This is a genomic window from Sodalis sp. RH14, assembly GCF_047324285.1.
In the GTDB taxonomy this organism is placed as follows: Bacteria; Pseudomonadota; Gammaproteobacteria; order Enterobacterales; family Enterobacteriaceae; genus Acerihabitans.
Genome location: NZ_CP178739.1, coordinates 841209 through 862371, shown reverse-complemented (window position 1 = coordinate 862371; position 21163 = coordinate 841209). Strand labels below are relative to the sequence as shown.

Annotated in this window: 19 protein-coding genes; 2 read left to right on the top strand and 17 right to left on the bottom strand. The window is 59.8% G+C overall.

Going from position 1 to position 21163, the window contains the following annotated elements:
• Nucleotides 1-19: 19 nt before the first annotated feature.
• A complete protein-coding gene (gene yacG / locus ACL2XQ_RS03790; protein WP_410016623.1) occupies nt 20-202 on the top strand; it encodes a DNA gyrase inhibitor YacG in 183 nt (60 codons plus the stop codon).
• Nucleotides 203-237: 35 nt separating this feature from the next.
• On the opposite strand, the gene mutT is transcribed toward yacG, so the two are convergent.
• The 3 genes from mutT to secM all read right to left on the bottom strand — a co-directional run bounded on the left by mutT (nt 238) and on the right by secM (nt 4045).
• Nucleotides 238-630, bottom strand: coding sequence for an 8-oxo-dGTP diphosphatase MutT (gene mutT / locus ACL2XQ_RS03785; RefSeq protein WP_410016624.1), 393 nt, complete (start codon nt 628-630; stop codon nt 238-240).
• 87 nt (nt 631-717) lie between these two features.
• Nucleotides 718-3435, bottom strand: a complete 2718-nt coding sequence (secA, locus tag ACL2XQ_RS03780) for a preprotein translocase subunit SecA (RefSeq protein WP_410016408.1) — start codon at nt 3433-3435, stop codon at nt 718-720.
• 88 nt (nt 3436-3523) lie between these two features.
• Nucleotides 3524-4045, bottom strand: coding sequence for a secA translation cis-regulator SecM (secM, locus tag ACL2XQ_RS03775; RefSeq protein ID WP_413722143.1), 522 nt, complete (start codon nt 4043-4045; stop codon nt 3524-3526).
• A 27-nt stretch (nt 4046-4072) separates the two neighbouring features.
• Between secM and ACL2XQ_RS03770 the strand changes: the two genes are divergently transcribed.
• Nucleotides 4073-4600: a DUF721 domain-containing protein gene (locus ACL2XQ_RS03770; protein ID WP_410016410.1), complete on the top strand. Its 528-nt coding sequence runs from the start codon at nt 4073-4075 to the stop codon at nt 4598-4600.
• 30 nt (nt 4601-4630) lie between these two features.
• On the opposite strand, the gene lpxC is transcribed toward ACL2XQ_RS03770, so the two are convergent.
• The 14 genes from lpxC to rsmH form a co-directional block, all read right to left on the bottom strand.
• Nucleotides 4631-5548, bottom strand: coding sequence for a UDP-3-O-acyl-N-acetylglucosamine deacetylase (gene lpxC / locus ACL2XQ_RS03765; protein WP_413740070.1), 918 nt, complete (start codon nt 5546-5548; stop codon nt 4631-4633).
• Nucleotides 5549-5648: 100 nt separating this feature from the next.
• Entirely contained in the window at nt 5649-6809 is a 1161-nt protein-coding gene (ftsZ, locus tag ACL2XQ_RS03760; protein WP_410016412.1) for a cell division protein FtsZ, read from the bottom strand.
• A gap of 71 nt (nt 6810-6880) precedes the next feature.
• Nucleotides 6881-8137: a cell division protein FtsA gene (gene ftsA, locus ACL2XQ_RS03755; protein WP_162363969.1), complete on the bottom strand. Its 1257-nt coding sequence runs from the start codon at nt 8135-8137 to the stop codon at nt 6881-6883.
• A 2-nt stretch (nt 8138-8139) separates the two neighbouring features.
• Nucleotides 8140-8973 carry a cell division protein FtsQ gene (ftsQ, locus tag ACL2XQ_RS03750; protein WP_413740069.1) on the bottom strand — a complete coding sequence of 278 codons (834 nt, stop codon included), beginning with the start codon at nt 8971-8973 and terminating at the stop codon, nt 8140-8142.
• A gap of 79 nt (nt 8974-9052) precedes the next feature.
• Nucleotides 9053-10528: a UDP-N-acetylmuramate--L-alanine ligase gene (murC, locus tag ACL2XQ_RS03745; protein ID WP_410016414.1), complete on the bottom strand. Its 1476-nt coding sequence runs from the start codon at nt 10526-10528 to the stop codon at nt 9053-9055.
• A 64-nt stretch (nt 10529-10592) separates the two neighbouring features.
• Complete coding sequence (gene murG, locus ACL2XQ_RS03740) at nt 10593-11684, bottom strand: undecaprenyldiphospho-muramoylpentapeptide beta-N-acetylglucosaminyltransferase (RefSeq protein WP_410016415.1); 1092 nt, start codon at nt 11682-11684, stop codon at nt 10593-10595.
• Nucleotides 11681-12883 carry a cell division protein FtsW gene (ftsW, locus tag ACL2XQ_RS03735; protein WP_410016416.1) on the bottom strand — a complete coding sequence of 401 codons (1203 nt, stop codon included), beginning with the start codon at nt 12881-12883 and terminating at the stop codon, nt 11681-11683. The genes murG and ftsW overlap by 4 nt, the downstream gene beginning before the upstream one ends.
• Entirely contained in the window at nt 12883-14199 is a 1317-nt protein-coding gene (murD, locus tag ACL2XQ_RS03730) for a UDP-N-acetylmuramoyl-L-alanine--D-glutamate ligase (RefSeq protein ID WP_413740498.1), read from the bottom strand. The genes ftsW and murD overlap by 1 nt, the downstream gene beginning before the upstream one ends.
• Before the next feature lie 5 nt (nt 14200-14204).
• The gene (gene mraY, locus ACL2XQ_RS03725) at nt 14205-15287 is read right to left on the bottom strand and encodes a phospho-N-acetylmuramoyl-pentapeptide-transferase (protein WP_410016417.1); all 1083 of its coding nucleotides are present in this window, start codon (nt 15285-15287) and stop codon (nt 14205-14207) included.
• On the bottom strand, nt 15281-16642 hold the full coding sequence (murF, locus tag ACL2XQ_RS03720; protein WP_413740068.1) for a UDP-N-acetylmuramoyl-tripeptide--D-alanyl-D-alanine ligase: 1362 nt from the start codon (nt 16640-16642) through the stop codon (nt 15281-15283). Before murF ends, mraY begins: the two co-directional genes overlap by 7 nt.
• Complete coding sequence (gene murE / locus ACL2XQ_RS03715) at nt 16639-18126, bottom strand: UDP-N-acetylmuramoyl-L-alanyl-D-glutamate--2,6-diaminopimelate ligase (protein WP_413722141.1); 1488 nt, start codon at nt 18124-18126, stop codon at nt 16639-16641. The genes murF and murE overlap by 4 nt, the downstream gene beginning before the upstream one ends.
• The gene (locus ACL2XQ_RS03710; protein ID WP_410016420.1) at nt 18113-19876 is read right to left on the bottom strand and encodes a peptidoglycan glycosyltransferase FtsI; all 1764 of its coding nucleotides are present in this window, start codon (nt 19874-19876) and stop codon (nt 18113-18115) included. Before ACL2XQ_RS03710 ends, murE begins: the two co-directional genes overlap by 14 nt.
• A gap of 24 nt (nt 19877-19900) precedes the next feature.
• The gene (gene ftsL / locus ACL2XQ_RS03705; protein ID WP_410016421.1) at nt 19901-20221 is read right to left on the bottom strand and encodes a cell division protein FtsL; all 321 of its coding nucleotides are present in this window, start codon (nt 20219-20221) and stop codon (nt 19901-19903) included.
• Nucleotides 20218-21162, bottom strand: a complete 945-nt coding sequence (gene rsmH, locus ACL2XQ_RS03700) for a 16S rRNA (cytosine(1402)-N(4))-methyltransferase RsmH (protein ID WP_413740067.1) — start codon at nt 21160-21162, stop codon at nt 20218-20220. Before rsmH ends, ftsL begins: the two co-directional genes overlap by 4 nt.
• Nucleotide 21163 lies beyond the last annotated feature (1 nt).

The following is a 21163-nucleotide window of genomic DNA, read 5'->3' as shown; positions in this document are numbered from 1 at the left end:
AACATTGAGTGACGATATCATGGTAGTAAACTGCCCCACCTGCGGCGCGGACGTTGAGTGGACTGCGCAGAGCAAGTTCCGGCCTTTTTGCAGTAAACGCTGCCAGCTGATTGATCTCGGCGAATGGGCCGATGAGGAAAAAGTTATCCCCAGCGATACGCAGCTTACCGATAGCGAAGACTGGAGCGAAGATCAGCGCTGAAAGTGATATGGCCCCGGGGCGGGGCCGGATGCAGGTCAGGTCGCGGCGATAAGCTGGCGGATGATTGACGCATTGGCGGGCGGGAATTCATCGGCCCGCAGTTCCGCCTGGGGGCACCAGCGCACCGGCTGTCCCTCTTTGCCGTACGGCGTGCCTTGCCAGTCCTCGACCAGGAAAAAATAGAAGGCCATATCCCGATCGGCAAACTGGTGCTGGCTGGTGGCCAGCAGTTCGGCCCGTTCGACCCTGATGCCGGTCTCTTCCAGCAGTTCCCGTTTTAACGCCTGCTCGGGGGTTTCGCCCTCTTCCATTTTGCCGCCGGGGAATTCCCAGAAACCGCCCATATGCGAGTCCGCCGGCCGCTGGGCGATAAAGATCTGCTGTTGCGCATTACGGATAATGCCTACGGCAATGGTGCGAATAGTTATTGTCACAGGTACTCCGATAAAATCATCTCAGCACGGCTCAACGCCGTCACCCTAAGGCGACAGCGTCCCTAGCCTATCACTATTATATTATTGCTGTAATTTGCCGTGGCATTGCTTATATTTTTTACCGGAACCGCAGGGGCACGGATCGTTGCGCCCGACCTTGCGTCCCTCATGCACCGGCGTGTTGGCCAAGGCACCCACGTCGGCAAGCATCGGCTCGGGCTGGTGGCTAAGCTGCTGCTGGCGCGCCAGGCGCTCCGCCTCTTCACGACGCTGCTGCTCCAGGGCTTCCACTTCCTCGGGCATGCGCACCTGGACCTTGCTTAGGGTGCTGATGACTTCATATTTCAGCGATTCCAGCATGGCGGCAAACATGGCGAAAGATTCACGCTTGTATTCCTGCTTGGGATCTTTCTGGGCGTAACCACGCAGATGGATACCCTGGCGCAGATAGTCCATCGCAGCCAGATGTTCTTTCCATAAGGAATCAAGCGTTTGCAGCATCACGCCTTTTTCAAAGCTGCGCATCATCTCGGTGCCGACCACCTCCTCTTTACGCTTATACTGTTCCAGCGTTTGTTCCAGGATGCGCTCGCGCAGGGTTTCCTCGTGCAGGCCGGGCTCTTTATCCAGCCATTCCGCAATCGGCATATCCAGATCGAAATCGTCCTTCAGCCGTTTTTCCAGTCCCGGCACGTCCCACATTTCTTCCAGGGACTGCGGCGGGATATGATTGTCGAGCACGGTTTTCAGCACGTCCTCGCGGATGCTGATAATGGTCTCGCTGATATCGGCCACATCCAGCAGTTCGTTGCGCTGGCTATAGATAGCCCGGCGCTGGTCGTTGGCGACGTCATCGTATTCCAGCAGCTGTTTACGGATGTCGAAGTTGCGGCTTTCCACCTTGCGCTGCGCATTGGCGATAGCCTTGGTCACCCAAGGATGCTCGATGGCCTCGCCCGGTTTCATGCCCAGCTTGCGCATCATGCCGGTGACGCGGTCGGACGCGAAGATACGCATCAGGGCATCTTCCATCGACAGGTAGAAACGCGAGGAGCCGGCGTCGCCCTGACGGCCGGAACGGCCGCGCAGCTGGTTATCGATACGGCGCGATTCATGGCGTTCGGTACCGATGATATGCAGGCCGCCGGAGGCCAGCACCGCGTCGTGGCGAATCTGCCAGGCGGCTTTGATTGCGGCGATGTCCTCTTCGCTCGGGTTCTCCAGGTGGGAAATCTCCGCCTGCCAGCTGCCGCCGAGCACGATATCCGTACCGCGACCGGCCATGTTGGTGGCGATGGTCACGGCAAAGGGCGAACCGGCCTGGGCCACGATATCCGCTTCCATGGCATGGAATTTAGCGTTCAGCACCTTATGCTCGATGCCGGCTTTTTCCAGCTCGCGCGACACCACTTCGGATTTTTCGATGGAAATGGTCCCCACCAGCACCGGCTGCCCTTTGGCGGAGCAGGCCTTGATATCATCGATGATGGCGTCGATCTTTTCTTTTTCGGTCATATAGACCAGATCCGGTAAATCCTTGCGGATCATCGGCCGGTTGGTCGGCACCACGATAGTATCGAGCTTATAGATCGAGCTGAATTCAAAGGCCTCGGTATCGGCGGTACCGGTCATGCCGGCCAGTTTTTCATACAGGCGGAAGTAATTCTGGAACGTGATGGAGGCCAGCGTCTGGTTTTCGTTCTGGATCGCCACATGCTCCTTGGCCTCCACCGCCTGGTGCAGCCCGTCGGACCAGCGGCGTCCCGGCATGGTGCGGCCGGTATGTTCGTCGACGATGATCACCTCGCCGTCCTTGACGATATAGTCCACATCGCGCGAGAACAGCACGTGGGCGCGCAGCGCGGCGGTGACGTGATGCATCAGCATGATATTGGCCGGGGAATAGAGCGACTCGCCCTCTTCCATAATACCGGCCTGGACCATCAGTTCTTCAATCAGCACCAGGCCGCGCTCGGTGAGATTGACCTGGCGTGATTTTTCATCCACCGAAAAATGCCCCTCGCCCTGGAACGAGTCGGAGTCTTCTTTATCCTGGCGGATCAGGTGGGGAATAAGTTTATCCACCCGGATATACATTTCGGAGCTGTCTTCCGCCGGGCCTGAGATAATCAGCGGCGTACGGGCTTCATCGATAAGGATGGAGTCGACCTCATCCACCAGCGCGTAGTGCAGTTTGCGCTGTACGCGCTCTTCCGGACTGAACGCCATGTTGTCGCGCAGGTAATCGAAACCGTATTCGTTATTGGTGCCATAGGTAATATCGGCGGCATAGGCGGCGCGTTTGGCCGGAGCCGGCATATTCGGCAGGTTGATGCCGACGGTCAGCCCGAGGAATTCAAACAGCGGACGGTTGTTTTCGGCATCGCGCTGGGCCAGGTAGTCATTGACCGTGACCACATGGACGCCCCTGCCGCTCAGGGCGTTCAGGTACGCCGGCAGGGTGGCGGTCAGCGTTTTACCTTCACCGGTGCGCATTTCCGCGATGCAGCGGTCGTTAAGCACCATGCCGCCCTGTAGCTGGACATCGAAGTGGCGCATGCCGAAGACGCGTTTACTGGCCTCGCGCACCACGGCAAAGGATTCCGGCAGTAAGCTGTCGACGCTTTCGCCCTTCTCAAGACGGGCGCGGAACTCCACGGTCTTGGCGGCCAGCTGCGCGTCGCTCAGCTTTTCCAGCTCCGGCTCCATCCGGTTAATCAGTTCAACGGTTTTGCTCATGCGGCGCAGGGTACGATCGTTGCGACTACCAAAAACTTTTGTAAGCAGTTTAGATAACATAATTATTTAAATCTCGTCACGGCCGGCGCTGATTATCAGGCAGCGGCCAATAGATGCGTAAGGGGTATAAAAAGTCCGTGATATACGGTTAGCTGAGGCGGAGGGGTCCGGCGCGAATTCCCTGTACCTGCGCCAGGCGAATTCCTGTACGATGATCGATAACGGGCCGGTAGTCCGCCCGGGCGATATGACGAATGACGGCCGGCAGCTTGGGCTCGTGGGTCAGCAGGGCGCTAAGGGAGCTTAACAGGACCTGGCGCTGTAGGTTTAACGGGGCGGCATTGTCCGCCGTCAATGCAGGAACGCCGGCGTGCTGCGCCACCCAGGCAATGGACAAATGGCGGATGACCGTGCGAATGGCATGCTGATGCCAATAATCCACCGTAAACGACGGACGGCGCTGCGCGTCCTTCAGCAGGGCCAGGTGGGTAAAGCCGGCGTGACAGGCGTTTTGCCGGCTCAGGCTTGGCAGGGTATTGGCCAGCTGCGCCTGCTCCTGCCCGCTGTTGAGGGCATAAGGCACGCCAAAGCCGGCCGCGACCATCCCCAACAGGAGATGCGGCCAGAAATAACGTCTGCCAAATTGTCGCCAACAATTTAAAATACCCATTACTTAATGCATTCCGCCGGAGTTGTTATGCGCGACAGTCGTCCACAATCCATTGATACCCTGTTTACTGTTCTTGCGACGCCGGAGCGCCAGACCCTGCAGCAAATCCAGCAACGCGCCGTGGCGCTGTTAAAGCTGAACCAGGCAGTGGCCGCGCTGCTTCCCGCGCCGATGAAACCCTGGTGTCGCGTAGCCAATTTCAGGCAAGGGGTATTGGTGCTTGAAACCGCCAATGCCAGTTGGATGATGAGGTTACGCTATGAACAATCACGGTTATTATCCGCTTTACGAGCGCAGATTCTACCATCATTGTCATCCATCGACATCAGGATTAACCCGACACTGGCAACAAAAGGGCATTTGATCACGCAAAACAGCAGCGAGCGGCAGATAAAGGATCAGGGGGAGGACATAAAAAGACGCAGGCTAAGCCCGCAGAGCGCCGAGGCGATTCGCCACCTGGCGGCCCGCAGCCCCGAGAAGCTGCAAAAGCTGCTCGAACGGCTGGCAGGGCTGGCCGGAGAAGGTGCCAACCCCACCCGTCGTGGGAAATAACAGTCCGTTAGAGCGCTAAATACCCGTGCGTCAGGCAATCACAAACGAGGGCGCGGCAAATGCCAGCGGCATTTCGGCTTCGTCTTCGAAGGTCACCATTTCCCAGACTTCCTGGCGGGCCAGGACGGTCTGCAGCAATTTGTTATTTAATGCATGGCCCGGCTTGAACGCCGTAAACGAACCAATGATATTGTGGCCGCACATATACAGATCGCCGATACCGTCGAGCATTTTGTGGCGGACAAACTCATCCTCAAAACGCAGCCCATCTTCGTTCAGCACTTTATAATCATCAACCACGATGGCGCAATCGAAACTACCGCCCAGGCACAGGCCCCGGGACTGGAGGTATTCGATGTCGCGCATAAACCCGAAGGTGCGCGCGCGGCTGATTTGCCGCACGAAAGACTCGGCGGAAAAATTCAGGCAATAACGTTGCGAGCTTGCATCGATCGCAGGATGTTTGAAATCAATGGTAAAATCGAGCTTGAAACCATTAAACGGCGTCAGTTCAGCCCATTTATCGCCATCTTCAACGCGAACCTTGTCCTTGATGCGCAGGAATTTCTTGGCGCAGTTAAGCTCCTCGATTCCGGCGTCCATCAGCAGATAGACAAAGGGGCTGGCGCTGCCGTCCATAATAGGAATTTCAGGCGCATTGACTTCAACGATGATGTTGTCGATGCCCAAACCTGCCAATGCGGCGTTAAGATGTTCGACGGTGGAGATACGAACATCATGCTCATTGACCAGACACGTGCAAAGCATGGTATCCCGCACCGATTTAGCATCCGCCGGGAAGTCCACCGGAGGATTCAAATCCGTGCGGCGATAGATGACCCCGGTGTTAGCCGATGCAGGGCGCAGGGTCAGTTTTACCTTTTTACCGGTATGTAAACCAACGCCTGTGGCCTGCACAATACGTTTCAGTGTCCGCTGTTTGATCATCAGTTTATCTCGCAATGTTATCCATACCACCGACACATTATAGGCTAACGTCGGTGGGGCAGTTTAGCACAAAGAGCGGAGATTCCCAATTTCGTCTGATTTAGTCGGCCTGCTTGCGCAAAAACGCCGGGATATCCAGGTAATCGGGTTCCTTGCCGGCCTGCGAGTTTTGCTCGTTGACCGCCTTGGCCGCAATTTTCTGCTCTTGCTGTATGGGCGACATGCCGTGATTATGCTGCTGATAGCGGTTTTCCATTATCGGCTGGCTGTTTTGCTTATTGGTCACCAGGGTAATTTCAGGACGCTTGTCCATGCCGATACCGGTGGCCACGACCGTCACACGCAGCTCGTCGTTCATATCCGGGTCAAGGGAGGTGCCGATGACCACGGTCGCGTTGTCGGAGGCGAACGCGCGGATAGTGTTACCCACGGTTTCGAACTCATCCAGACGCAGGTCGAAGCCGGCGGTGATATTGACCAGTACGCCGCGCGCGCCGGACAAATCGATATCTTCCAGCAGCGGGCTGGATATCGCCATTTCAGCCGCTTCTTCCGCGCGATCTTCGCCGCAGGCAACGCCCGAGCCCATCATGGCATAGCCCATTTCGGACATGACGGTGCGCACGTCGGCGAAGTCGACGTTCATCAGACCGGGACGGGTGATCAATTCCGCGATACCCTGCACCGCGCCTTTCAGTACGTCGTTGGCGGCGCCGAAGGCGTCCAGCAGCGAAATACCGCGTCCGAGCACCTTGAGCAATTTGTCGTTGGGGATGGTGATAAGCGAGTCCACGTGCTTGGACAGCTCGGCGATCCCCTGCTCGGCAAACGCCATGCGCTTCTTGCCTTCGAAATTAAACGGCTTGGTCACCACGGCCACGGTCAAAATGCCCAATTCCTTGGCCACTTCCGCCACCACGGGCGCAGCCCCGGTGCCGGTGCCGCCGCCCATGCCGGCCGCGATAAACACCATATCCGCGCCTTCCAGCGCCGCGCGCAGCGCTTCGCGATCTTCCTCGGCGGAATTGCGACCCACCTCGGGATTGGCGCCCGCTCCCAGACCTTTGGTGATGCCGCCGCCAATCTGGATGGTCTGGCCGACCGCGGTTTTACGCAATGCCTGGGCATCGGTGTTGACCGCAAAAAATTCCACGCCTTCGATGCGTTCGCGCACCATATGCTCAACGGCGTTGCCGCCGCCGCCGCCGACGCCGATGACTTTAATCACCGCGTCGTTGGTTAATTCCATAGGTTCAAACATAGTTTCTCTCCGTTTTGTGCCTGTCGCATCGGAGCCAGCCGCCTGCACAGCATGACCCCGCAAGTAAACAATTAAAACTCTTTCCTCAGCCAGCTGCTGATGCGTTTGACCCAGTTGCTTACCGAGGTACGTTTTTCCACTTCAATCTCACCGCTCAAATGAGACTCTTTACCGTAATGCAATAACCCGACAGCGGTAGAATAGTACGGTGCCTGCGCATAATCCGTCAGACCGGTAATATTCAGCGGTTGTCCAATACGCACCTGCGTATGGAACACCCGTTGGGCGCAGGCCGCCAGGCCGTCGATTTGCGCCGCGCCGCCGGTTAACACGATGCCGGCGGCCAGATGATGCTTAACCCCTTGCTGGCGAAGCTGCTCCTGCAGTTGCAGGATTTCGTCGTTCACCAGGTTCAATAATTCCGTATAACGCGGCTCAATCACTTCCGCCAGGGTCTGCCGTTGCAGACTGCGCGGCGGACGGCCGCCAACGCTTGGGACTTCGACGGTTTCGTCTTTGCTGACCGCCGAGCCCAGGGCGCAGCCGTGGCGCACCTTGATGGCCTCAGCGTCGGCCGGCGGCGTACCGAAGGCATAGGCGATATCGCTGGTCACCACGTTGCCGGCGTACGGTATCACCTTGGTATGCCGCAGGGCGCCCGCGGTATAGACCGCGATATCCATGGTGCCGCCGCCGATATCCACCACGCAGACGCCAAGTTCGCGCTCGTCCTCGGTCAGTACCGCGTAGCTGGACGCCAGGCCGGCGAAAATCAGCTGATCCACTTTCAGGCCGCAGCGCTCGACGGCTTTAACAATGTTCTTCGCCATATCATTATGGCAGGTTATCAGATGAACCTTAGCCTGCATGCGCACGCCGGATAAACCGACCGGATTTTTGATGCCTTCCTGGTAGTCGATGGCATAATCCTGAGGTATCACATGCAAAATCCGGTGTTCGTCGCGCACCCGCACGGATTTGGCGGTATGCACCACATTCTCCACATCTTCCTGCGTAACTTCTTCTTCTGAAATAGGAACCATCCCTATTTCGTTCTGGCAACTTATATGCTTGCCGGATAATGCCAGGTAAACCGAGGAGATTTGGCAATCCGCCATCAGCTCGGCCTGATCGATGGCGCGCTGGACGCATTTCACCACCGATTCGAGATCGTTTACGCCGCCTTTATCCATACCCCGGGAAGGGCAGCTGCCCACCCCGATAATATTGACCATGCCATCGGGCAGAACTTCCCCTACCAATGCGGCGACCTTTGCCGTACCGATCTCCAGTCCAACTACCAGTTTTCTGTCCGTCGACTTGATCATTATTATTTAGCCTGTACCTGATTCTGTTGCGAAATACTATTTTGCTGCTGATCGATAAACGCCGGCGCCCAGCCTACCGCGACTCCCGCGTCATAGCGCAAATCCACATAGCTGATGCGTTTGTTATCGGTCCGGGCCTGCTGGAGTAGAACCGGATAAATCCCGATAAAGCGCTGCAAACGCCGGGCCCGGTCGTCGCGGCCCAATTCCAGCCGGATATCATCCGCAAGCGTCAGCTGCCAGGAATGCCGTGCGCTCATACTGACCGTTTTTAACTGAAATTTATTGGCGGTCATCACGTCATTCATGGTGCGGTAGCCCGTCAGCACATCCTGTTCGCTGCCTTCCGGTCCGTACAGCATCGGCATGGGCTGGTTGCCGATACGCTCGGCGGGAACGCTGAAGGCCTTGCCGCTGGCGTCCAGCATATGCAAATCGTTCCAGCGCGCCACCGGTACATATTCCACCAGGTGGATTTTGAGTTCATCGGGCCACTGCTTGCGCACGCTGGCCTGCTTGATCCACGGCAGCCGTTCTATCTGCTGCTGGATGACATTGACGTCCTGGGTCATAAACGTGCCCGGCGCGCCCAGCGCCAGTATCGCCTGGCGGATATCATCGTTGGTGGTGTAATAACGTTGTCCGGTAACCACCAGCCGGGAAAGCGGCAGACGATGCGCGTCTTTCATCCAGCCGACCACCATCCAGCCGCCCCAGACGATGGTGGCGAGCACCATCATCAGGAATATCAGCCCCGCCAGCTGGCCGCCGTTGCTGCGCCCTGTGGCGGCGCTTTCAGCCTCGCGGCTGCGGATGTTTATCGCTGCCTGGGACATAGTTCAGCCCGCCACGCTATCTGCGGGCCGCAACGGCACGCGGTGGTTGACGAAAACGCCGCCCGGCGGATGGTTGTTATCAGGCATGTCGTCCCTCTGCGATTGGTCGGGGCTGCAAATGGTTATCGGCCACTTTGCGCGCGATTTTGCCTACGGTTCCGGCGCCCTGCATCAGCACCAGATCATTATCCTGCAACGCCAGCGCCAGCATTTCCGGCAGCGACTCCATGTCCGGCACCATGATGGGGTCGATCTTTCCCCGTCCACGGATGGTCCGGCACAATGAGCGGCTGTCGGCGCCCGGGATTGGCGACTCGCCGGCGGGATAGACATCCAGCATCAGCAACACATCCACCCCGGACAGCACGTTGGCGAAATCCTCATATAAATCGCGGGTGCGGGTATACCGGTGCGGCTGGAACACCATGACCAGGCGTTTATCCGGCCAGCCGGCGCGCGCCGCCTTGATGGTGGCGTCCACCTCGGTCGGATGGTGGCCATAGTCATCCACCAGCATCACCTCGCCCGTCTTGCCGTTCACATTATCCAGGGGATAGCTGCCGAGGAAATCAAAACGGCGCCCCGTACCCTGGAATTGGAACAGCGCCTGCAAAATACTGTCGTCCTCAATGCCTTCCTCGGTAGCCACCGCTACCGCCGCCGCCGCGTTGAGCGCGTTGTGGCGGCCCGGCGCGTTAAGGGTTACCGCCAGCACCGGCTTATCCTGCCGATGGAGATTAAAGCTGCCCTGGGCCCCCTGCTGGCGGTAATCGGTGATGCGCACATCCGCGTCATCGCTGAAGCCATAGGTAGTGATATGACGGCCCACTTTCGGCAGCAGCTCGCGAATCACCGGATCGTCCATGCACATCACCGCGCGGCCATAAAACGGCAAATTATGTAAAAACGTAATAAACGTCTGTTTCAGCAGTTCGAAATCGCCCTGGTAGGTATCCATATGGTCGGCTTCGATATTGGTGATAATCGCCACCATCGGCTGCAGGTGCAGGAACGAGGCGTCGCTTTCATCCGCTTCGGCAATCAGGTAGCGGCTGCACCCCAGCCGGGCGTGCACGCCGGCCGCCTTTACCAGCCCGCCGTTGACAAAGGTCGGGTCCAGCCCGGCCTGGGCGTAAATACTGGCCACCATGGCGGTGGTGGTGGTCTTGCCATGGGTGCCGGCGATGGCGATGCCATGGCGAAAACGCATCAGCTCCGCCAGCATTTCCGCGCGCTGGATAACCGGGATCCGGGCCTCTTTGGCCGCCACGATTTCCGGATTGTCGCTGGCGATGGCGCTGGAGACGACGACGACGCTTGCCTCGCTGATATTTTCCGGGCGGTGGTTAAAAAAGATCGTGGCCCCCAGTTCCGTCAATTGCTGCGTCACGGCATTCGGCGCCAGATCGGAGCCGCTGATTTGATAGCCTTCGTTCGCCAGCACTTCCGCGATACCGCCCATACCCGCGCCGCCGATGCCGACAAAATGGATTTGCCGCACACGCCGCATCTCGGGTACAAAAGTTCGCAGTTTCGCCAGTTGTTGTGTATTCACGTTTTAACCACTTAAAGTATTATGATTTCTCAACAGACGGCGCCATGGCCCCGTCCGGTTAATGTCACATTGCCGGCGCGTAGCGGTTATCCGCCTTCACCGCCGCCGCCACTTCCCGCGCCACCCGCTCCGTCGCGTCCGGAATCGCCGCTTTGCGGGCATTCTGCGCCATCGCCAGCAGCGTCAATCGATCCCATCCGGCCAGCGTCTCGCTCACGCTGTCCACCGAGAACTGCGGCTGTTCGATAATCCGCGCCGCGCCCGCCTGTTCCAGCGGACGGGCGTTCCAGTACTGCTGCCGGTCTTTATGCAAAAACGGCACAAAAATCGCGGGCAGGCCGGCGGCGGCGATTTCACTTACCGTCAGGGCGCCGGAGCGGCAAACCACCACATCCGCCCAACCGTAAGCCGCCGCCATGTCGTCGATGAATTCGGTCACGTTATGCCCGGTCTGTCCCAGCGCGGCATAAGCCTGGTTCACTTCGTCCAGCGCGCCTTTGCCCACCTGGTGCCAAAGCGTGATGCGCTCGCCCAGCCGGGCGGCCACGCCGGGCATGGTCTGGTTCAAAACGCGCGCGCCCTGGCTGCCGCCAATCACCAGCACCCGCACCGGTCCCTGCCGGTCCCGCAGGCGTTCCGCGGGCAACGGCAGCGCCAGCACATCGGTGCGCACCGGGTTGCCCACCACGTCGGCGTTGGCAAACGCGCCGGGAAACGCCTGCAATACTTTTGTCGCTATCTTCGCCAGCCAGCGGTTGGTCAGGCCGGCGATGCCGTTTTGCTCATGCAGGACGACCGGCACCCCGCACAGCCACGCCGCCAGGCCGCCGGGACCGGAAACATAACCGCCCATGCCCAGCACCACATCCGGCCGGTAGGCGCGCATAATGGCTTTCGCCTGCCGCACCGCCCGCCAGATGCGCACCGGCGCATACAGCTGTGCCCGCCATCCTTTGCCGCGTAATCCGCTGATGCGGATAAAATCAATGTCGATACCGTTTTTCGGCACCAGATCGGCTTCCATGCGATCGGCGGTGCCCAGCCAGCGTACCTGCCAGCCCTGCGCCATCAGATAATGCGCCACCGCCAGCCCCGGGAATACATGACCGCCGGTACCGCCGGCCATCACCATTAAACGCCTGGTTTTGCCGGTCATCGGGGCCCCCTTGCAAACGCCTGCGCCTTGGTCAGGCGCGTTTCATAATCGATACGCAATAATAATACGATGGCGGTAGACATAATCAGCAAACTCGACCCACCATAACTGATAAGCGGCAACGTCAGCCCCTTGGTGGGCAGCATGCCCGCGGCCGCCCCCACGTTGACCAACGCCTGGAAACTGAACCAGATCCCGATGGCGCAGGCCAGGAATCCGGAGAAGCGCTGATCGATCTCCAGCGCCTTGCGCCCGATGGACATGGCGCGAAAAGCGACGAAGAATACCATCAACAGCGCCAAAACCACACCGAAATACCCCAGTTCCTCACCTAAAATCGCAAAGATGAAGTCGGTATGCGCCTCGGGCAGATATTCCAGTTTCTGTACCGAGTTCCCCAGCCCCTGTCCCCAGAATTCGCCGCGGCCGAACGCCATCAGCGATTGGGTCAGCTGGTAACCGCTGCCGAAGGGGTCCTGCCAGGGATCCCAGAACGAGGTGACGCGGCGCATACGGTAGGGTTCGGCGATAACCAACAGCACCACGGCAAAAATGCCCGAGCCGATAATCGACAGGAACTGCCACAGCTTCGCGCCGGCCAAAAACAGCATCGCCAGCGTGGTCACGAACAGCACCACCACGGTGCCCAGGTCGGGCTGCGCCAGCAGCAGCACCGCCAGAACCACCATCACGCCCATCGGTTTGCAAAAGCCCCAGAAGTTGGTACGGACTTCTTCCACTTTGCGCACCAGGTAACTGGCGAGATAGCAAAACAGCGACAGTTTGGATAATTCCGCCGGCTGGATACGCAGCGGTCCCAGCGCTATCCAGCGCGAGGCGCCGTTGACCGAACTGCCCACCACCAACACCACCAGCAGCATCACCATGGTGATCAGCAGCATGCCCGAGCTGTAGCGCTGCCAGACTTCCATCGGTATGCGCAACGTCACCAGCGACAGGCCGAACGCCAGCGCCAGGTAAAAGGCATCGCGCTTGGCAAAATAAAACGGGTCGTCGGACAGCCGCTGGCCGATGGGCATCGACGCCGAGGTGACCATGATAAAACCGAGGCAGGCAAGGCCCAGCGTCAGCCAAAGCAAAGTGCGATCGTAGAGCACGTTGGTGGGCGCCTCGACATCGCGCACGCCCATAATCCAATCTTTCAGTCCGCCAAAACGGCTCAGCCCCGGCATATGCATCAGCCTAACTCCTTTGCCAGCCGCACGAATTCATCGCCGCGATGTTCAAAACTACGGAATTGATCGAGGCTGGCGCACGCCGGCGACAGCAGGACCATGTCCCCTGCCCCGCATTGGCCGGCAATCAGTTTCATTGCCTGTTCCAGGGTCTCGGTGAGCGTCGAGACTTCCGGACGCAGGCCGGCCAGCTGCGCGCCGTCGCGGCCAAAGCAGTACAGTCTTATCCGTTCGCCCTGCAGCAGCGGCAGCAGCGGGCTAAAGTCCGCCGATTTGCCGTCGCCGCCCAGCAATAAATGCAGCGTGCCGTCGACCACCAGGCCATGCAGCGCCGCCTCGGTACTGCCGACATTGGTGGCCTTGGAGTCATTGATCCAGCGCACGCCGCGGTGTTCATAGGCCAGTTGGAAACGATGGGCCAGGCCGGTAAACGTCTCCAGCGCCTTCAGGCTCGCCGCGCGCGGGACGGATACGGCATCGGCCAGGGCCAGCGCCGCCAGGGCGTTGGTATGGTTATGGCGTCCGGTCAGCTTCATCGCGGCGGTATTGAGCACATCCTCGCCCCGGACGCTCAGCCATTGGCCGTCCGGGCGCAGATCGAGCCGGTAATCCCCGGCGCCGACGCCAAAACTGACGCAGCGCGGGTCATTGCCGCGCACCGGCATGGTCAGGGCGTCGTCGGCATTCACCACGCAGACCCGCGCCTGTTCGTAAATCTTTAATTTGGCCGCGCGGTACTGCTGCATACCCAGCGGATAACGGTTCATATGATCCTCGGTAACATTGAGGATGGTGGCGGCGGCGGCGCGCAGGCTGGAGGTCGTTTCCAATTGGAAGCTCGACAGTTCCAGCACGTACAGCTGATAAGGCTCGTTGAGCAGCATCAGCGCCGGCCAGCCGATATTACCGCCCACGCCCACGTGCCAGCCGGCGCTTTTCGCCATCTCGCCCACCAGCATGGTGACGGTGCTTTTGCCGTTGGAACCGGTAATCGCCACGATAGGCGCCCGGGCCTCGCGGCAAAACAGTTCAATATCGCCGACGATTTCCACGCCCGCGGCGGCGGCGGCGGCCAGGGCCGGATGCGCCAGGGCGATGCCGGGGCTGGCGACGATCAGATCCGCCTCCAGCAGCCAGTCTTCATTCAGGCCGCCCAGGTGCCGTTCCACCTTATCGGCAAGCTTATCCAGCCCTGGCGGTGTAAAACGGGTGTCCATCACCCGGGGCGTGACGTTTCGGCTGATAAAAAAATCAACGCAGGAGAGACCGGTCAGTCCCAACCCGATAATGACAACATTTTTACCCCGATAGTCGGTCATCATAGTTACCGCACCTTCAGCGTCGCCAGTCCAATCAGGACCAGCATCAGCGAGATTATCCAAAAGCGCACGATCACGCGCGGTTCCGGCCAGCCTTTCAGCTCATAATGATGATGAATCGGCGCCATGCGGAAAATCCGCTGGCCGCGCAGTTTAAACGACCCCACCTGCAGGATCACCGACATGGTCTCCATGACAAACACGCCGCCCATGATCACCAGCAGGAACTCCTGGCGCAACAGTACCGCAATGGTGCCAAGCGCCCCGCCCAGCGCCAGTGAGCCGACATCGCCCATAAATACCTGGGCCGGGTAGGTGTTAAACCATAAAAAACCCAACCCGGCGCCGACGATGGCGGTACAGACTATCACCAGTTCCCCCGCGTAACGGATATAGGGGATATGCAGATAGTTGGCGAAATTCATATTCCCGGTGGCCCAGGCCACCAGCGCCAGCCCGGCGGCGACAAACACCGTCGGCATGATCGCCAGGCCGTCCAGCCCGTCGGTCAGGTTTACCGCGTTGCTGGTGCCGACGATGACGAAGTAGGCCAGCAGGACATACAGCAGCCCGAGCTGGGGCATGATGTCCTTGAAAAACGGCACCACCAGTTGGGTGGCCGGCGTCCCTTTGCCCACCTGGTACATGGTAAACGCCACCGCAATGGCGATGATCGACTGCCAGAAATACTTCCAGCGGGCAATCAGTCCCTTGGTATCCTTGCGCACCACCTTGCGGTAGTCATCGATAAATCCGACCACGCCGTAACCCAGCAGCACAAACAGCACGCACCATACATACGGATTCGACGGGTAAGCCCACATCAGCACCGAAATGGTGATGGAGGTTAAAATCATCAGCCCGCCCATGGTGGGAGTGCCGCGTTTGCTGAAATGCGACTCCGGTCCGTCGCTGCGCACCACCTGGCCGATTTGCAATTTTTGCAGCCAGGCGATCAGATGCGGTCCCATCCACAGCGAAATAAATAACGCGGTCAGCAGGCTGACGATGGCGCGGAACGTCAAATACGAAAAGACGTTAAAGCCCGAATAAAATTGGACCAAATGTTCGGCCAGCCAAACTAACATGTTGCTTTCTCCTGTAACGCGCGCACTACCTGCTCCATTGCGGAACTACGTGAACCTTTGACTAATAGGGTAATTACCGCATGTTCAGACAGTAACTGCGTCAGACGGGAAGTCAGCGACGCTTTATCCTGGAAATGTTCGCCACGGCCGCTGGCTTCGCTTATTGCCTGGCTCAGCCTGCCGACGCTTAAAACTTTGTCAATGCCCGCCATACGTATGGCGTCGCCCACCTGGCGATGGCATTCTTCTTCCCCGTCGCCCAGCTCGGCCATATCGCCCACCACCATCACCCGGTAACCCGGCATGTCGGCCAAAACCTGCGCCGCGGCGGTCATCGAGCCGACGTTGGCGTTATAGCTGTCGTCGAGCAACAACCGGCCCTGGCCCAACGTAATGGGAAACAGCCGGCCCGGCACGGCGCTCAGCTGCGCCAGGCCGAGAACCACGGCTTCAAGGGTGGCGCCGACCGACAGCGCCAGCGCGCTGGCCGCCAGCGCGTTCGCCACGTTATGGCGCCCCGGCAAGGGGAGTTTCACCCGGCATTCGCCCAACGGGCAATGCAGCGTAAAATCGACTCCGCCCTGGGTAGCGCAAACGTCGCTGGCGTAAAAATCCACCGCGTCGCCCGCCTGCGGCGAGAAGCGCCATACCTGCTTATGCTGCAGCAGCGCCTGCCAGTGCGGCCAATCGTGGCTATCGGCATTGATAATGGCCCGGCCCTGGGGCGGCAGACTGCCGAAAATTTCGCCTTTGGCCTGCGCCACGCCGCTCAGCGAACCGAAACCCGCCAGATGCGCGGCGGACAGGTTGTTTACCAGCGCCGTTTCCGGCCTGACCAGATCGGTGGTATAGGCGATTTCGCCGATATGGTTGGCGCCAAGCTCGATAACCGCAAAATCATCCGCGGGCGTCAGGCGCAGCAGCGTCAGCGGCACGCCGATGTCATTGTTGAAATTGCCGTCGGTATATAACACCCGTCCGCACTGGCGCAGGATGGCGGCGGTCATTTCCTTGACCGACGTCTTGCCGGACGAGCCGGTCAGGGCCACGACCCGCGCGGGCACCTGGCTGCGCACCCAGGCGCCCAGCAATCCCAGGGCGCGGCGGGTATCGGCCACCAGCAGTTGGGGCACGTCCACCGGTAAGCGCTTACTCACCAGCAGGGCGATAGCCCCGCCGGCAATAGCCTGCCGCGCAAAATCATGGGCATCGAACGTCTCGCCCTTGAGCGCCACGAATAAACCGGACGGCGCCACGGCGCGCGAATCGGTGGATACGGCGCTGATAACGCTGTCCGCGCCGATAAATTCCGCGTTCAGCACCGGGGCCAGCGTTGCGAGGGATACGCTAATCATGCGAGCGCCCCCAATAAACGCGCCACGGTGGTACGATCGGAGTAATCCAGGCGTTGCTTGCCGATCAGCTGGTAATCCTCATGGCCCTTGCCCGCCACCAGCACCACGTCCTGCTCGCCGGCCTGCATCACGGCGCTGGTTACCGCTTCGGCCCGGCCCGGGATCACCGTGGCGCCGCCCGCATTCAGCAGCCCCGCCAGGATATCGTTGATGATGGCCATCGGCGCCTCGCCGCGTGGATTGTCATCGGTGATCACCACCCGATCGGCGTATTGTTCGGCGATGCCGCCCATCAGCGGGCGCTTACCTTTATCACGATCGCCGCCGCAGCCGAACACGCACCACAGTTTACCGTGGCAGTGCTGCCTGGCCGCCGCCAGCGCCTTTTCCAGCGCATCCGGCGTATGGGCGTAGTCCACCACCACCGTAGGTTTGCCGGCGGCATGAAATACTTCCATACGGCCGTTTACCGACTGTAACTGCCCCGCTTTGCGGGCCAGTTCAGCCAGCGGATAGCCCAGCGCCAGCAGGGTGGCAAAGGCCAACAGCAGGTTGCTGACATTAAACTCGCCAATCAGCCGGCTGCGGATTTGCCCGCCGCCCCAGCTGGAATCAAACTGGATTTCCACGCCGGTGGCGTGATACTGCACCCGGGTGGCCTGCAGCCAACGGGCGGGCAAGGGCGACGGCAGGCGCTGGCTGACGGATACCGCCACCGCCTCAGGCAGCCGGGCCAGCCAGCGCCGGCCCACCTCGTCGTCGGCGTTGATAATGCGCTGCGCCACATTAGGGCTGGCGAACAGCTGCCATTTAGCCGCTTCGTAATGGGCCATATCGCCATGGTAATCCAGGTGATCGCGGCTCAGGTTGGTAAACGCGGCGGCGGCGAAATGCACATCGGCCACCCGGTGCTGCACCAGGCCATGGGAAGAGACTTCCATGGCGGCGAACTCCGCGCCCTGCTGATGTAGCTGATACAGCGTCTGCTGCACATCAACGGCCGAGCCGGTGGTATTTTCCGCCGGGACGACCTGGCCGAATAAACCGTTGCCCACGGTGCCCATGACGGCGCTCGTGTCACCCATCAGCTGCGCCCATTGCGCCAGCAGGTGGGTGGTGGTGGTTTTACCGTTGGTGCCGGTGACGCCGGCCAGCCGCAGCGCCTGCGACGGCTGGCCGTAAAAACGGCCGGCCAGGGCCGATAACCGCGCGTTCAGTCCGGCAAGGTAGATAACCGGGACGCCATGCTGCTCGCGCAGCTCGCCATCCGCGGCCTCGCCGTCGGCTTCCGCCACCACGGCGGCAACACCTTGCGCAATAGCCTGGGAAATATAGCTGCGCCCGTCCGCTTTATGGCCGGCTACGGCCACAAACAGATCCCCGGCAGCCGCCGTGCGGCTGTCCAGCGTCATTTCCCTGAGCGCGCGCTCCGGCGCCTGGGGCACCCACGGAGCGAGCAATTCGCGCAAATTACGATCGGTCACCTGATCCCTCTTTTCGATTAGTTACCATGTCATTTTTATCTCCGGTCTGAAGAGCATCCGGTTCCACGTTCATCGTTCGCAACACGCCGCCCATAATGGCGCCGAACACCGGCGCGGATACGGCGCCGCCGTAGTATTTGCCGGCCTGCGGATCGTTGATGACCACCACCAGCGCGAAGCGGGGCTGGCTGGCCGGCGCCACGCCCGCGGTATAGGCGATGTATTTATTGATGTATTGTCCGTCGGGACCGACCTTTTTCGCGGTGCCGGTCTTGATGGCGATGCGATAGCCTTTGATGGCGGCCTTGGTGCCGCCGCCGCCGGGCAGCGCGACGCTTTCCATCATATGCACCACGGTGCGCACCAGGGTCTCGGGGAATACACGCTCGCCCGCCACCGGCGGATCGACCTTGGTAATCGACAGCGGGCGCAAAATGCCCAGGCTGCCGACCGTGGCATAGACACGCGCTAACTGTAACGGCGTTACCATTAGCCCGTAGCCGAAAGAGAAGGTGGCCCTCTCTATGTCAGACCACCGTTGTTTATGGGGAAATAAGCCACTGCTTTCTCCGACCAACCCCAAATTGGTCGCCTTACCCAGGCCAAAACGCGAGTAGGTATCTACCAGCGCCGAGGAGGGCATCGCTAACGCCAGCTTGGAAACGCCGACGTTACTCGATTTTTGCAAAACCCCGGTCAGGGTCAGCTCGGCATAACGGGCCACGTCTTTGATCTCATGGCCGTTGATGTAATAAGGCACGGTATTGAGTACGCTATTTTCCTTGATAACGCCGCGCTGCAAGGCGGTCATTACCACCATCGGCTTCACCGTGGAACCCGGTTCGAAAATATCGGTGATGGCGCGGTTGCGCATCACGTCCTTGGTCGTCCCGCTCAGGTTATTAGGGTTATAGGAAGGGCTGTTGGCCATCGCCAGAACCTCGCCGGTGTTGACATCCACCAGCACCGCGGTGCCCGATTCGGCTTTATTAAAGGCCACCGCGTTGTTCAATTCCCGGTAGACCACCGCCTGGAGCCGTTCGTCGATACTGAGGACCAGGTTATGCGCCGCCTGGCTATCGACGGTGGAGATATCCTCGATCACCCTGCCGAAGCGGTCTTTGCGCACCGTGCGCTCGCCGGGCTGGCCGGTCAGCCAGCGGTCGAAGCTTTTTTCCACCCCTTCGATGCCCTGGCTGTCGATATTGGTAAAACCGATCAGGTGGGCGGTAACTTGCCCCGCCGGATAGTAACGCCGCGACTCCTGGCGCAAATAAATACCGGGCAGCTTCAGCTTGTGGATGTAGTCGCCAATGGCCGGATTGACCTGACGCGCCAGGTAAACAAAGCGTCCCTTGGGATTGGCGTTAATGCGCGAGGACATCTGATCGAGGGGGATGGATAATGCGTCGGACAGCGCCTTCCAGCGGCTGTCGACGGTGATGCCGCCATGTTCGTTCACTTCCTTCGGGTCGGCCCAAATGGCGTTGACCGGCACGCTGACCGCCAGGGGGCGCCCGGCACGGTCGCTTATCATGCCGCGCGCGGTGGGCACTTCCTGCACACGCAGGGACCGCATATCGCCCTCGCGCACCAGCATGTCCGGATTGATAACCTGCAGGTAGCCTACGCGAAAAACCAGACCCAGCAACGCAAGTAAAATACAGCCGCACAACAACGCAAAACGCCAGCTGACAAAGCTGGCCTGATCTACATAGCGTTTCAATTTTATCGCTCGCGCGGCTTTCATTAAATGTTTAGTTATCCGGTTGCGTTAAGGTTGAACCACAATATTTTCCTGTGAAGGATCCACATGCTGCATCATCAGTTTTTCCGTGGCGAAACGTTCGACCCGGCTATGGTCGCCCAGGGCGTTTTCCTCCAGGATCAGGTTGCGCCATTCGATATCCAGCGCGTCCCGTTCCAGGACCAGTTGCTCGCGCTGGGCGGTCAGGCGCCGCGTTTCATGGGTGGTCGTCACCACCAGAATCGCGGACACCAGTACGGCGACCAGCAAAATAAACGGGATTTTCCCCTGGCGCAGCAGATCGCCGCCGATAATGCCGACCAGGCCGTGCCGTTCGCCGCCGATCATGACGGCAGCCTCTCGGCAAAACGTAACACCGAGCTGCGCGCGCGCGGGTTATCCGCCACTTCCCGCTCCGACGGCTGCATTTTGCCCACCGGCTTAAGCTGCGCCTGGCCGCCCTGCTCGGCGATCTGCGCTTCGGTCAACGGCATGCGCGCAGGCACCTGGGGTCCGCGGCTATGGTCGCGGATAAAACGTTTGACCAGCCGATCTTCCAGCGAGTGAAAGCTGATGACCGACAGGCGCCCGCCGGGCGCCAATACGCCAAGGGCGCTATCCAGCGCCCGTTCGAGTTCTTCCAGCTCGCTATTGATATAAATGCGGATCGCCTGGAAGCTGCGGGTCGCCGGATGCTTATGCTTTTCACGAAACGGGCTGGCGTTAACGATAAGCTCGGCCAGTTCATGGGTGCGCGTCATCGGCGACTGCTTACTTTTTTCCACGATGGCCTCGGCGATGCGTTTGGCAAAGCGCTCTTCGCCGAAGGTCTTTAACACCCAGGCGATATCGTCGGCGCCGGCCTTGGCCAGCCACTCGGCGGCGGACAGCCCGCGGGAGGTATCCATGCGCATATCCAGCGGACCGTCGCGCATAAAGGAAAACCCGCGCAGCGGATCGTCAAGCTGCGGCGACGACACGCCCAAATCAAGCAGGATGCCGTCCACGCGGCCGGTCAGCCCGCGCTCGGACATATAGTCCGCGATGGCGGAAAACGGGCCGTGGATAACGCTGAACCGGGGGTCGTCTATGGCGCGGGCGGCTTCAATGGCCTGGGGATCGCGATCAATAGCCAGCAGTTGTCCCTCCGCCCCCAATTGGGACAGGATCAGGCGCGAATGACCACCGCGACCGAACGTGCCGTCAATGTAAATGCCATTGGGGCGCAGGTTCAGGCCGTTAACCGCTTCATCCAGCAAGACGGTGGTATGTTGATAAGTTTCTGCCATA

Coding starts and splice junctions, on each gene's coding strand:
- yacG (WP_410016623.1), top strand. CDS start 20: ATGGTAGTAAACTGCCCCACCTGCGGCGCGGACGTTGAGTGGACTGCG.
- secA (WP_410016408.1), bottom strand. CDS start 3,435: ATGTTATCTAAACTGCTTACAAAAGTTTTTGGTAGTCGCAACGATCGT.
- secM (WP_413722143.1), bottom strand. CDS start 4,045: ATGGGTATTTTAAATTGTTGGCGACAATTTGGCAGACGTTATTTCTGG.
- ACL2XQ_RS03770 (WP_410016410.1), top strand. CDS start 4,073: ATGCGCGACAGTCGTCCACAATCCATTGATACCCTGTTTACTGTTCTT.
- lpxC (WP_413740070.1), bottom strand. CDS start 5,548: ATGATCAAACAGCGGACACTGAAACGTATTGTGCAGGCCACAGGCGTT.
- ftsZ (WP_410016412.1), bottom strand. CDS start 6,809: ATGTTTGAACCTATGGAATTAACCAACGACGCGGTGATTAAAGTCATC.
- ftsA (WP_162363969.1), bottom strand. CDS start 8,137: ATGATCAAGTCGACGGACAGAAAACTGGTAGTTGGACTGGAGATCGGT.
- ftsQ (WP_413740069.1), bottom strand. CDS start 8,973: ATGTCCCAGGCAGCGATAAACATCCGCAGCCGCGAGGCTGAAAGCGCC.
- murG (WP_410016415.1), bottom strand. CDS start 11,684: ATGACCGGCAAAACCAGGCGTTTAATGGTGATGGCCGGCGGTACCGGC.
- ftsW (WP_410016416.1), bottom strand. CDS start 12,883: ATGCATATGCCGGGGCTGAGCCGTTTTGGCGGACTGAAAGATTGGATT.
- murD (WP_413740498.1), bottom strand. CDS start 14,199: ATGACCGACTATCGGGGTAAAAATGTTGTCATTATCGGGTTGGGACTG.
- mraY (WP_410016417.1), bottom strand. CDS start 15,287: ATGTTAGTTTGGCTGGCCGAACATTTGGTCCAATTTTATTCGGGCTTT.
- murF (WP_413740068.1), bottom strand. CDS start 16,642: ATGATTAGCGTATCCCTCGCAACGCTGGCCCCGGTGCTGAACGCGGAA.
- ACL2XQ_RS03710 (WP_410016420.1), bottom strand. CDS start 19,876: ATGAAAGCCGCGCGAGCGATAAAATTGAAACGCTATGTAGATCAGGCC.
- ftsL (WP_410016421.1), bottom strand. CDS start 20,221: ATGATCGGCGGCGAACGGCACGGCCTGGTCGGCATTATCGGCGGCGAT.
- rsmH (WP_413740067.1), bottom strand. CDS start 21,162: ATGGCAGAAACTTATCAACATACCACCGTCTTGCTGGATGAAGCGGTT.